Origin of the sequence: Pseudomonas sp. 43mfcvi1.1 (assembly GCF_900115935.1) — a bacterium.
Taxonomy (GTDB): Bacteria; Pseudomonadota; Gammaproteobacteria; order Pseudomonadales; family Pseudomonadaceae; genus Aquipseudomonas; species Aquipseudomonas bijieensis.
On record NZ_UETT01000015.1, the window covers coordinates 121,062 to 133,161 of the forward strand.

General features: G+C 60.1%; 12 protein-coding genes. 9 read left to right on the forward strand and 3 right to left on the reverse strand.

Annotation, left to right across the window (positions count from 1 at the left end; translation table 11 throughout):
* Positions 1-24: 24 nt before the first annotated feature.
* From DTP52_RS24990 to DTP52_RS25010, 5 genes are all read left to right on the forward strand, one after another.
* Positions 25-933 carry a carbohydrate ABC transporter permease gene (locus tag DTP52_RS24990; RefSeq protein WP_060738869.1) on the forward strand — a complete coding sequence of 303 codons (909 nt, stop codon included), beginning with the start codon at positions 25-27 and terminating at the stop codon, positions 931-933.
* Entirely contained in the window at positions 926-1,771 is an 846-nt protein-coding gene (locus DTP52_RS24995) for a carbohydrate ABC transporter permease (protein ID WP_003198539.1), read from the forward strand. The genes DTP52_RS24990 and DTP52_RS24995 overlap by 8 nt, the downstream gene beginning before the upstream one ends.
* A gap of 2 nt (positions 1,772-1,773) precedes the next feature.
* A complete protein-coding gene (locus DTP52_RS25000; RefSeq protein WP_109755746.1) occupies positions 1,774-2,934 on the forward strand; it encodes an ABC transporter ATP-binding protein in 1,161 nt (386 codons plus the stop codon).
* Positions 2,935-3,064: 130 nt separating this feature from the next.
* A complete protein-coding gene (locus tag DTP52_RS25005; RefSeq protein WP_109755747.1) occupies positions 3,065-4,411 on the forward strand; it encodes a carbohydrate porin in 1,347 nt (448 codons plus the stop codon).
* A gap of 284 nt (positions 4,412-4,695) precedes the next feature.
* Complete coding sequence (locus DTP52_RS25010) at positions 4,696-5,550, forward strand: D-hexose-6-phosphate mutarotase (RefSeq protein WP_109755748.1); 855 nt, start codon at positions 4,696-4,698, stop codon at positions 5,548-5,550.
* 141 nt (positions 5,551-5,691) lie between these two features.
* On the opposite strand, the gene DTP52_RS25015 is transcribed toward DTP52_RS25010, so the two are convergent.
* Positions 5,692-6,552, reverse strand: coding sequence for a MurR/RpiR family transcriptional regulator (locus DTP52_RS25015; protein WP_170842276.1), 861 nt, complete (start codon positions 6,550-6,552; stop codon positions 5,692-5,694).
* A 196-nt stretch (positions 6,553-6,748) separates the two neighbouring features.
* Between DTP52_RS25015 and zwf the strand changes: the two genes are divergently transcribed.
* The 3 genes from zwf to DTP52_RS25030 are packed head-to-tail and all read left to right on the forward strand — an operon-like array spanning position 6,749 to position 9,601.
* Positions 6,749-8,218, forward strand: a complete 1,470-nt coding sequence (gene zwf / locus DTP52_RS25020; protein WP_109755749.1) for a glucose-6-phosphate dehydrogenase — start codon at positions 6,749-6,751, stop codon at positions 8,216-8,218.
* Entirely contained in the window at positions 8,205-8,918 is a 714-nt protein-coding gene (pgl, locus tag DTP52_RS25025; RefSeq protein ID WP_109755750.1) for a 6-phosphogluconolactonase, read from the forward strand. Before zwf ends, pgl begins: the two co-directional genes overlap by 14 nt.
* Before the next feature lie 17 nt (positions 8,919-8,935).
* Entirely contained in the window at positions 8,936-9,601 is a 666-nt protein-coding gene (locus tag DTP52_RS25030) for a bifunctional 4-hydroxy-2-oxoglutarate aldolase/2-dehydro-3-deoxy-phosphogluconate aldolase (protein ID WP_109755751.1), read from the forward strand.
* Positions 9,602-9,836: 235 nt separating this feature from the next.
* Here the strand turns inward: DTP52_RS25030 and DTP52_RS25040 are convergent, their stop codons facing one another.
* On the reverse strand, positions 9,837-11,024 hold the full coding sequence (locus DTP52_RS25040; protein WP_109755752.1) for an aminotransferase class V-fold PLP-dependent enzyme: 1,188 nt from the start codon (positions 11,022-11,024) through the stop codon (positions 9,837-9,839).
* A gap of 17 nt (positions 11,025-11,041) precedes the next feature.
* Positions 11,042-11,278: a DUF3820 family protein gene (locus DTP52_RS25045; RefSeq protein WP_027912035.1), complete on the reverse strand. Its 237-nt coding sequence runs from the start codon at positions 11,276-11,278 to the stop codon at positions 11,042-11,044.
* 206 nt (positions 11,279-11,484) lie between these two features.
* On the opposite strand from DTP52_RS25045, the gene DTP52_RS25050 reads away from it, so the two are divergent.
* Positions 11,485-11,949 carry a PA2169 family four-helix-bundle protein gene (locus tag DTP52_RS25050; protein WP_109755753.1) on the forward strand — a complete coding sequence of 155 codons (465 nt, stop codon included), beginning with the start codon at positions 11,485-11,487 and terminating at the stop codon, positions 11,947-11,949.
* Positions 11,950-12,100 lie beyond the last annotated feature (151 nt).

Sequence of the window (12,100 nt, forward strand, 5' to 3'; positions counted from 1 at the left end):
TTTTCTCTTGTACTGGATCTTCCCATGAGTTCTGTTGCTGTGTTCAGCAAGGCCTCGCCGTTCGATGCATTGCAGCGCTGGCTCCCAAAACTGGTGCTGGCGCCGAGCATGTTCATCGTTCTGGTGGGCTTCTATGGCTATATCTTGTGGACGTTCGTCCTGTCGTTCACCACCTCGACCTTCTTGCCGAACTACAAGTGGGCAGGCCTGGCGCAGTATGCGCGGCTGATGGACAACGATCGCTGGTGGGTGGCGAGCAAGAACCTGGTGCTCTTTGGCGGCATGTTCATCGGTATCACCCTGGTGATCGGCGTGCTGCTGGCGGTGTTTCTTGACCAGCGCATTCGTCGCGAAGGTTTCATCCGCACCATCTACCTGTACCCGATGGCGCTTTCGATGATCGTTACCGGTACGGCCTGGAAATGGTTGCTCAACCCGGGCATGGGCCTGGACAAATTATTGCGGGACTGGGGCTGGGAAGGCTTCCGCCTCGATTGGCTGATCGACCCGGATCGCGTGGTGTACTGCCTGGTGATCGCGGCAGTGTGGCAGGCCTCGGGCTTCATCATGGCGATGTTCCTGGCCGGCCTGCGGGGTGTCGATCAATCGATCATCCGGGCCGCGCAGATCGATGGCGCGAGCATGCCGCGCATCTACTGGAAAGTGGTGCTGCCGAGCCTGCGTCCGGTGTTCTTCAGTGCGGTGATGATCCTGGCGCACATCGCGATCAAGAGCTTCGACCTGGTGGCGGCGATGACGGCCGGCGGCCCGGGTTACTCCTCCGACCTGCCAGCCATGTTCATGTATTCCTTCACCTTCAGTCGCGGCCAGATGGGCATGGGCTCGGCCAGTGCAATCCTGATGCTCGGTGCGATTCTCGCAATCATCGTGCCTTACCTGTACTCCGAGCTGAGGACCAAGCGTCATGACTAGTCTCGCTGCCAAACCTTCCATCAGCCTGAGCCGCATCGCGATCTACGCGGTGCTGATCCTCGCCGTATTGCTTTACCTGGTGCCGTTGGTGGTCATGCTGTTGACCAGCTTCAAGACGCCGGAAGACATCAGCACCGGCAACCTGCTGAGCTGGCCGACCGTGGTCAGCGGCATCGGCTGGGTCAAGGCCTGGGCCACGGTGGACGGCTACTTCTGGAACTCGATCAAGATCACCGTCCCGGCGGTGCTGATCTCTACCGCCATCGGTGCCTTGAACGGCTACGTGTTGTCGATGTGGCGTTTTCGCGGTTCGCAGTTGTTCTTCGGCCTGTTGCTGTTCGGTTGCTTCCTGCCGTTCCAGACCGTCCTGCTGCCGGCCTCGTTCACCCTCGGCAAGATGGGCCTGGCCAGTACCACCACGGGCCTGGTGTTCGTGCATGTGGTCTACGGCCTGGCGTTCACCACGCTGTTCTTCCGCAACTACTACGTCAGCATTCCCGATGCACTGGTGAAGGCGGCGCGACTGGACGGTGCGGGGTTCTTCACCATTTTCCGGCGGATCATCCTGCCGATGTCCACCCCGATCATCATGGTCTGCCTGATCTGGCAGTTCACCCAGATCTGGAACGACTTCCTGTTCGGCGTGGTGTTCTCCAGTGGTGATTCGCAGCCCATCACGGTGGCGCTGAACAACTTGGTCAACACCAGTACCGGGGCCAAGGAATACAACGTGGACATGGCGGCGGCGATGATCGCCGGGCTGCCGACCCTGCTGGTCTATGTGGTCGCAGGCAAGTATTTCGTGCGCGGTCTGACGGCCGGCGCAGTCAAGGGGTAATCATGGCAACGCTTGAACTTCGCAACGTAAACAAGACCTATGGTGCCGGCCTGCCGGACACCCTGAAGAACATCGAGTTGTCGATCAAGGACGGTGAGTTCCTGATCCTCGTCGGACCTTCGGGCTGCGGCAAGTCCACACTGATGAACTGCATCGCTGGCCTTGAGACCATCACCGGCGGCGCGATCATGATCGGTGACCAGGATGTCAGCGGCATGAGCCCGAAGGATCGTGACATCGCCATGGTGTTCCAGTCCTACGCGCTGTACCCGACCATGAGCGTGCGCGAGAACATCGAGTTCGGTCTGAAAATCCGCAAGATGAACCAGGCTGCCATCGACGAAGAAGTCGCGCGCGTGGCCAAGCTGCTGCAGATCGAACACCTGCTCAACCGCAAGCCTGGCCAGCTTTCCGGCGGCCAGCAACAGCGTGTAGCCATGGGCCGGGCGCTGGCGCGGCGGCCGAAGATCTACCTGTTCGACGAGCCGCTGTCCAACCTCGACGCCAAGCTGCGGGTCGAGATGCGTACCGAAATGAAGCTGATGCACCAACGCCTGAAGACCACCACGGTCTACGTGACCCACGACCAGATCGAAGCCATGACCCTGGGCGACAAAGTGGCGGTGATGAAGGACGGGATCATCCAACAGTTCGGCACGCCGAAAGAGATCTATACCAACCCGGCCAACCTGTTCGTGGCGAGTTTCATAGGTTCGCCTCCGATGAACTTCATCCCGTTGCGCCTGCAACGCAAGGACGGTCGCCTGCTGGCGCTGCTCGACAGCGGCCAGGCCCGTTGCGAGCTGCCGATGGGCATGCAGGACGCCGGCCTGGAAGACCGCGAAGTGATCCTGGGCATGCGCCCGGAGCAGATCATGCTGGCAGGCAGCGAGCCCAATGGCTTGCCGACCATCCGCGCCGAAGTCCAGGTCACCGAGCCTACCGGGCCGGACACCCTGGTATTCGTCAACCTCAACGACACCAAGGTCTGCTGCCGCCTGGCGCCGGACGTGGCGCCGCAGGTTGGAGAAACCCTGACGCTGCAATTCGATCCGTCGAAAGTGCTGCTGTTCGATGCCCAGTCCGGCGAACGCCTGGGCGTGGCCGGCCAGGCGCAAACAGATGCCCGGAGCGCAAACGTCGCGCAGTTCAAAGGCCGATGAGAGGCCTGTGTGGGAGCAAGCCGCTCCAACAGGAAAAGGAGTATGCGGTGAGTGGGGGACCACCCATCGCAATCGTTGTAAACCGCGTTAGATAAAAACAGTTAATAACAATAAAGACGAGGATGTAGGGATGAAGAAGAAAAATAACGCCCAGCTTATCTGCCAGTTGTCAGCCGTTGCGGCGATGATGCTGGTCGGTAGCGCACAGGCTGCCGACGCGTTCAGCGCCGATTCGCAGTGGATGACGGGTGACTGGGGTGGCGAACGGACCAAGCTGATCGAGCAGGGTATCGACATCAAGGCCGACTACGTCGGCGAAATGGGCGCCAACCTGCATGGCGGCTACAACAACGACAAGACCGCGCGTTACTCCGACCAGTTTGGCCTGGGCGTAGCGCTGGACCTGGAAAAGCTGTGGGGTTGGGATAACACCCAGGCCAAGATCCAGCTGACCAATCGTAATGGCGAGAACATCTCCAACGACCGTGTCGGCGATCCGCGTGCCGGGACCTTGAGTTCCTCTCAGGAAGTCTATGGCCGGGGTCACATGGTCCGTCTGACCCAGTTGTGGATCAAGCACCAGTTCCTCGATAACAAACTGGACGTCAAGGCCGGTTACTTCGGCGAAGGCGAAGACTTCAACACCTTCCCTTGCGAATTCCAGAACCTGGCCTTCTGCGGCTCTCAAGTGGGTAACTGGGCGACCGGTATCTGGTACAACTGGCCGGTCATGCAGGCCGCGATCCGCGTGAAGTACAACATCACGCCTGAGTTCTATGCGCAGATCGGTGCGTACAACCAGAACCCCTCGCAACTGGAACACGGCAACGGCTTCAAGCTCAGCGGCAGTGGTACCAAGGGCACCGTCATTCCGGTCGAGCTGGTCTGGTCGCCGAAGGTCAACAACCTGCCGGGCGAATACCGTGTCGGCTACTACAAGAGCACGGCCAAGGCTGATGACGTCCGTGAGGACGACAACGGCGACGATGCGGCGACCACCGGTAACGCCTATCGCAGCCACAGCAGCAAGCACGGCTACTGGTTCGTGGCGCAGCAACAACTCACGACCCACAACGGTGACGCTTCCCGCGGCCTGAACATCGCAGCCAATGCGACCTTCCACGACAAGGACACCAACGTCGTCGACAACTACCAGTCGCTGATGTTCGTGTACAAGGGGCCGTTCGACGCACGTCCCAAGGATGACATCGGGATTGGCTTCGCCCGTATCCATGTCAACGAAGACGTGAAGAAAAACGCTGAGCTGACCAACGCTGCCAATGGTGTGTCTGACTACAACGATCCACTGTTCGCGCCGTTGCGTAGCACTGAGTACAACTACGAGCTCAATTACGGCATCCATGTCACCAACTGGCTGACCGTACGTCCTAACCTGCAATACATCACTCATCCAGGCGGTGTGGATGAAGTGGACAACGCGCTGGTGGCCGGCCTGAAAATTCAGTCGGTGTTCTAACGCTGTTGCGATAAGCTCCTCTCTATGTGCGCATATTTGCGGATGGCCAAGGCTGTCCGCTTTTTTTTGGGGTGTGCGTTTGGCTAGCGCAGAACCTGTGGCGAGGGAGCTTGCTCCCGCTGGGTTGCGAAGCGACCCCAAAGCCATTCACTGCGGTGCCTTAGCCTGACCGCATTTGCCTTGTTTACGACTGCTTCGCAGCCGAGCGGGAGCGAGCTCCCTCGCCACAAAAAGAACGCGTTGCAACCAGATGAGCAACTCAATGATTTCCAGGACTGCGGCCCATGCATGAGCATCCGCTACAACGCTTTTTCAGATCCTTGCGCGAGCGCCCGGTGTTCGCCTGGGAGCGCTATCGACAGCGCGACGTGTTGGTGATCGATCACCCGTTGTGCCAGGCGGTGTTCAGTCGTCAGGGCGCACAGTTGCTGCATTTTCAGCCCAAGGGCCAGAAGCCCTGGTTGTGGTGCGCGGCCAAGTGGCCGCAAGTCGGGGCGATCCGCGGCGGGGTGCCGGTGTGCTGGCCGTGGTATGGCCGCCATCCGAGCGAAAACGCCTGGCCGTCCCACGGTTGGGCGCGGTTGATCGATTGGAAGCTGCTCGACAGCCGTAGTGACGAAGAGGGTGTGCACCTGCATTGGCAATTGCAGTTGTGCGACTGGCAGGTTGACCTGCATGCGGACCTGGGTGAACGCATGGAACTGCGCTTGAGCACCGAGCACCAGGACAGCCTGCCGTGCCAGTTGAGCCAGGCTTTGCACGCCTACTGGCGTATTGGTGACGTTGGTGAGGTAGCGCTGTCTGGGCTCGAAGGTGCACAGGGTTACGACCAGTTGAACCGTGCGGCTTGTCAGCAGGAAGGCGAGTTGCGCGTCGAGGGCGGTTGTCAGCGGGTGTTTCAGCATGAGGGCGAATTGCAGCTCAAGGACCACGCTTGGCAGCGCGAATTGTGCATCGACACCGGTGACAGCGCCGACACCGTGGTCTGGCATCCCGGCGCGCGGCCGTTGCTGGGGGTGAGTTGGGATGAGGTCAGCGAATTCGTCTGCGTCGAAGCCGCCAGTGGCGGCACCGACAGCCTGTGCCTGGCGCCGGGGGAGCGGGCGCATCTGAGTTTGCAGGCGTGGGTGGGGGCTTAGCTCAGGATCTCTGGTGTGGCGGCTGGCCCCTTCGCGAGCAAGCCCGCTCCCACAGGGGTTTTGTGAACGCCAAAGATCCAGTTGTGGGAGCGAGCCTGCTCGCGATGACGGCCTGTCAGGCAATAAAGCACTCAGGTCCGATCAGTTGAACTCATCCCCCACCGGATACCGGCTGGCATTCAGGCTTTCCTTGATCTTGCGCAGGTGTGGCTGGAAGTCCACGCCTCGGCGCAAGGTCATACCGGTGGCGAGCACGTCCAGCACGGTGAGCTGGATGATCCGTGAGGTCATCGGCATATAGATGTCGGTGTCCTCGGGCAACGGAATGTTCAGGCTCAGGGTACTGGCCTTGGCCAAGGGCGAGCCTTCGGCGGTCAGGCCCAGCACCGAAGCGCCGTTTTCCCGAGCGATGCGCGCCACTTCCACCAGCTCACGGGTGCGGCCAGTGTAGGAAATGATCACGAACAGTTCGCCGGTATGGGCCACCGAGGCGATCATGCGCTGCATCAGCACGTCGGCGTGGGCGGTCACCGCCAGATTGAAGCGGAAAAACTTGTGCTGGGCATCCAGCGCCACCGGGGCGGAGGCGCCGAGGCCGAAGAAGTGGATCTGCCGGGCCTGGATCAGCAGGTCCACGGCACGACTGATCAAATTGGGATCAAGGGCCTGGCAGGCGCTGTCCAATGAGGCAATGGCACTGCCAAAGATTTTCCGGGTATAGGCTTCCGGGTTGTCGTCGGCTTCCACCGCACGGCTGACATAAGCGGCGCCGCTGGCCAGGCTTTGGGCCAGTTGCAGCTTGAGCTCCGGGTAGCCGCTGACGCCGAACGAGCGGCAGAAACGGTTGACGGTCGGTTCGCTGACCGAAGCGGCCTGGGCGAGGGCGGCGATGCTGAAGCGGGTCGCCTGCTGCGGGTTGAGCAGGATGATCTCGGCCACCTTGCGTTCAGCCTTGTTCAGGTCTTCAAGGCGACTCTGGATCTGTTCCAGTAAATTTCGCACGCGGTCCATACAAGATTCCTAGAAAGACGGGTCTTTGATACGACCCTTTGCGGTGGCCTATCCTACTGATGGCTCCGGCGGACCACCACTCGGAATCGGTATTTTCGAAAAATGTTGTGGTTATTACTACATTTTTCCTTGAGTGATACCTTGAAAAAAGGTATTTGTAGTTTAACTTGATAAAAGAACAAACATCATGCCTTCGATTACGGTTGAACCGTGCACCTTTGCCTTGTTCGGCGCGTTGGGCGATCTGGCCTTGCGCAAGCTTTTTCCTGCCCTGTATCAGCTCGATGGCGCCCAATTGTTGCACGAGGACACGCGGATCATTGCGCTGGCCCGTGAACCCGGTAGCGAGCAGCAGCACCTGACATTCATCGCCGCCGAGCTGCGTCGTTACGTGGGTGAAAAAGACCTGGACGAAGCCGTACTCGAGCGCTTCCTGGCACGATTGACCTACCTGCACGTGGATTTCCTCAAGGCCGACGATTATGTCGCCCTGGCCGAAGCGGTCGGTTCGACCCAGCAGGTCATTGCCTATTTCGCCACCCCTGCGGCGGTGTATGGGGCGATCTGCGAGAACCTGGCGAAGGTCGGTTTGAGCGAAAACACTCGGGTCGTGCTGGAAAAACCCATCGGCTCGGACCTGGAGTCCTCGCGCAAGGTCAACGATGCCGTGGCGCAGTTCTTCCCGGAAAACCGCACCTATCGCATTGACCATTACCTGGGCAAAGAGACGGTCCAGAACCTGATCGCGCTGCGCTTCGCCAACAGCCTGTTCGAAACCCAGTGGAACCAGAATTACATTTCCCACGTGGAAATCACCGTGGCCGAGAAGGTCGGCATTGAAGGCCGCTGGGGCTATTTCGACAAGGCCGGCCAACTGCGGGACATGATCCAGAACCACTTGCTGCAGCTGCTTTGCCTGATCGCCATGGACCCACCGGCCGATTTGTCCGCCGACAGCATCCGTGACGAGAAGGTCAAGGTGCTCAAGGCCTTGGCGCCGATCAGCCCGGAAGGCCTGACCACCCAGGTGGTGCGCGGCCAGTACATCGCGGGTCACAGCGAGGGCAAGGCGGTGCCGGGCTACCTCGAAGAACCCAACTCCAACACCCAGAGCGACACCGAGACGTTCGTCGCCCTGCGCGCCGACATCCGCAACTGGCGTTGGGCCGGGGTGCCGTTTTACCTGCGTACCGGCAAGCGCATGCCGCAGAAGCTGTCGCAGATCGTCATCCACTTCAAGGAACCGTCCCACTACATCTTCGCCCCCGAGCAGCGTTTGCAGATCAGCAACAAGCTGATCATCCGCCTGCAACCGGACGAAGGGATTTCCTTGCGGGTGATGACCAAGGAGCAGGGCCTGGACAAGGGCATGCAATTGCGCAGCGGTCCGCTGCAACTCAACTTCTCCGACACTTATCGCAGCGCACGGATTCCCGATGCCTACGAGCGGTTGTTGCTGGAAGTCATGAACGGCAATCAGAACCTGTTTGTCCGTAAAGACGAAATTGAAGCCGCGTGGACGTGGTGTGACCAGTTGATCGCCGGGTGGAAAAAATCCGGCGATGCGCCCAAGCCCTATGCGGCCGGGTCCTGGGGGCCGATGAGCTCCATTGCACTGATCACGCGGGATGGGAGGTCGTGGTATGGCGATATCTGAAGTGAAACTGCCCCAGGGCGTCAGCGCCCATGAATTCAAGAACCCGGTGCTGCTGGCCGAAGGCCTGGCGCTGAACGTGGCCGAGCAGTTGCGCAACGCGATCGACGCGCGCGGTACGGCGACCCTGGTGGTGTCCGGTGGCCGCAGCCCGGTGGCGTTCTTCCAGCACCTGGCCAAACAGGCATTGGACTGGTCCAAAGTGGTGGTCAGCCTGGCCGACGAGCGCTGGGTACCGGTTGAACACGCTGACAGCAACGCCGGCCTGCTCAAGCGTTACCTGCTGCAAGGCGCCGCGGCCAAGGCCCAGTTCCTCAGCCTCTACAGCGCCAGCGCCAACCTGGAAGCGGCTGCCGAGCAGGCCGATCGTTTGCTGGCCGAGCTGCCGCCTATCGATGTACTGGTACTGGGCATGGGCGATGACGGGCACACCGCCTCGCTGTTCCCTGACAGCCCGAACCTGGCGCAAGCCCTGGATGCCAACGGCACGCGCCGTTGCTGGCCGATGCTGGCACCGACCGTGCCGCACCAGCGCTTGACCATGAGCCGCGCCTTGCTGGCTTCGGCGCAATACAAAGTGCTGTCGATTTCCGGTCAGTCGAAATTGACCACTCTGAACGCCGCGGTGGCGGGTGACGATGTCGCCGAAATGCCAATCCGCGCGTTTTTGCAACCTACGTTAGAGATTTACTGGTGCCCATGAACCAAGGATCAGCCGCTATGACAAACCCATCCCCGACCGTTTCCATGGCGGACAAAGTTGCCCTGATCGACAGCCTCTGCGCCAAGGCGCGGATCCTGCCGGTGATCACCATCGCCCGCGAACAGGACATCCTGCCACTGGCCGATGCCCTGGCCGCCGGTGGCCTGACGGCGCTGGAAGTGACGCTGCGCTCCCAATACGGCCTCAAGGCCATCCAGGTGCTGCGCGAGCAGCGTCCGGAACTGGTGACCGGCGCGGGCACGGTGCTTGACCGTCACATGTTGGAGGCCGCCGAGGTCGCGGGCTCGCAGTTCATCGTCACCCCAGGCATCACCCGTGATTTGCTTGAGGCCAGCGTCCATAGCTCGATCCCGTTGCTGCCAGGTATCAGCAATGCTTCGGGCATCATGGAGGGCTACGGCCTGGGCTATCGTCGCTTCAAACTGTTCCCGGCCGAAGTCAGCGGCGGTGTCGCGGCCATCAAGGCCTTGGGCGGCCCGTTCGGCGAAGTGAAGTTCTGCCCGACCGGCGGCGTGAGCCCGGCCAACATCAAGAGCTACATGGCGTTGAAGAACGTGATGTGCGTGGGCGGAAGCTGGATGCTTGATCCGGAGTGGATCAAGAACGGCGACTGGGCTCGCATCCAGGAATGCACCGCCGAGGCCCTGGCGCTGCTGGACTGATTGCTTTACCGAAACCTCGTTGGGTGTTCTACGGCTTTACGGTGCGCTTGGTCGGCGCGCCGTTTTTTTTTGCCCGGGTTTTTGTGCCGGCACAGATTTCCTGTGGCGAGGGAGCTTGCTCCCGCTGGGCTGCGAAGCAGTCCTGAAACCTGTCACCACGGTCCGCCAGGTCAATCTCATCGTGCCTTTTTGGGGCTGCTGCGCAGCCCAGCGGGAGCAAGCTCCCTCGCCACAACTATGTCTGGCTCAGGCTGATCAGCGCCGCAGTCAACCGCTCGATATCACTGGCCAAGGTAATCAGCCCCGGGGTTATGCGGATGCACGGCCCGACGCTGGTATTGCGCACCACGGTGAAGATCCCGTGCTCATTGAGCAGTCGATCGGCCATCGCCTGTTGATCGACATGGGCGGTGAAGCGCATCGCCGTGATGCCGCAATAGAGACGCCGGTCATCCGGGGTCATGACTTCGATGCCCGGCACATCGCGCACGGCATTCACCCACAGGTCGCGCAGGTAGCACAGGCGCGCGCCTTTGGCCAAGGCGCCGCCCAGGCTCCGGTGTTCTTCGAAGACCAGGGGCAGGGTGAGCAAGGCAGGAATGTTGGGCGTGCTGTGGGGCGTGCGCGAGCGGACGTCGGTGGAGGGGTAGCTGTCTTCGTCCATGTCCGGGGCGATGTCGGCCAACCGCTGCGGCGCGATGTACAGGAAGCCCTGGGAGAGAGGGCCGCCGATCCATTTCTGCAGGTTGAACCCGGCAAATTCGATCCCCAGCTTCCTCAGGTCGAAATCAATCTGGCCCAGGGCGTGGGCACCGTCGAGAATGATATCGACGGCAAATTCCCGGGCGCTCTCGGCAATGGCCTGGACCGGCATGACCAGGCCGGTGAGGTGGTTAACGTAGGTCAGTGTCATCAGCCTGAGACGCGGGTAGCGAATGAACGCTTCGCGATAAGTGCCCACCAGGCTTTCGAAACTGGCAGGGTGCTGGTGGACGATTTCGATCACCTCCACGCCCCGCTGGCGAGCCAGCCAGCGCATTGCGCTTTTGACCGAGGCATATTCCAGATCGCAGATCAGCACTTGGTCGCCCGGCTTCAGACCGTTGTAGTTGCGAATCAGCGTCTGCAAGGCATCCACCGCGCTGCCGGCCAACGCCACGCTCTGGGGGGAAGCGTGGATCAGCCGGGCGATCTGCTGACGAATGGCTTCACCGTGTCCACGGTCGAAATGCTGGCGCACGTACACCGAATTGCCCCGATTGATGAATTCGATATGGCGCTGGTATTCCTCCACCACGGTACGGGACATGCGGCCGAAGTAGCCGTTCTCCAGATTGAGTGGCCCGGCGGGATCGACATCGTAGCGACCGACAAACGTCTGCCAGAAAGCTTCATCGTGGGCGCGTAGCGTGTTTTCGGGCATGACGGGGGCTCAACTGGTCAGGGGCGAGGCTTGGGTTTGCCGTGTTTGGCGCGCAATGGATCGAGCAGGTCCGACAGTCCGTTATGATCGATTTCCTGCATCAGTGCCAGCAAACCACCCAGTTCACCGTGAGGGAAACCCTCGCGGGCGAACCAGTTCAGGTATTGACCAGGCAGGTCAGCCAGGATTCGACCCTTGTATTTACCGAAGGGCATCTGGCGCGTGACCAGCAGTTCGAGCTTTTCCGGGTTCATGGCAATCGTCTTGATTCAAACAACTTGGAAAATACAGGCATTCTGCATGCAGGCCAAATGACAGATCATGCAAATAACGCGGATACAGATTTCAGGGTGTTAATTAAATTATTGATTTTTAAGTAATTTTTGTGGAGTTGATGGCTGGCATGGCCGATGCAATATCCCTTGCAGGTTTTCTATTCACCAAGCAAAGGAACTGAAAAATGACTGACATCAACAAAGAATCCATCTCCGTCTTGAACGACCTGATCGAGACCAGTAAAGATGGCCAGGAAGGGTTCAAGACCTGCGCTGAAGACATCAAGCATCCGGAACTCAAGTCTCTGTTCGTTCAACGTGCCGCTGATTGCGCAACCGCGGCGGCCGAGCTGCAAGCTGCCGTTCGCTCGCTGGGTGGCGATCCGGAAACCTCCACCAGCGTCGCCGGTGACCTGCACCGTCGTTGGGTGGACGTGAAGTCCATGTTCACCGGCAAGGATGAAGAAGCGGTGCTCAACGAAGCCGAGCGTGGCGAGGACCATGCGCTCAAGGCCTACAAGGAAGCACTGGAGAAAATCACCAAGCACAACCTGGTCGGTATTCGTGACCTGGTCGAGCGTCAGTACCACGGTGTGCAACGCAACCATGACCAGGTCAAGGCTCTGCGCAACCAGGCACGTGCCAGCTAAATAACGCGTCCTGATCCAGAAAACGCCAGCTTGCCTGGCGTTTTTTTATGGGGACGACTCAGGCTCAAGGTGACCACTGTTGTGGCGCCAGATAGAAACAGTGTGTTGTTGAATCCACAATAATCAGCTGTGGACTCTTAATAGGTAGCTA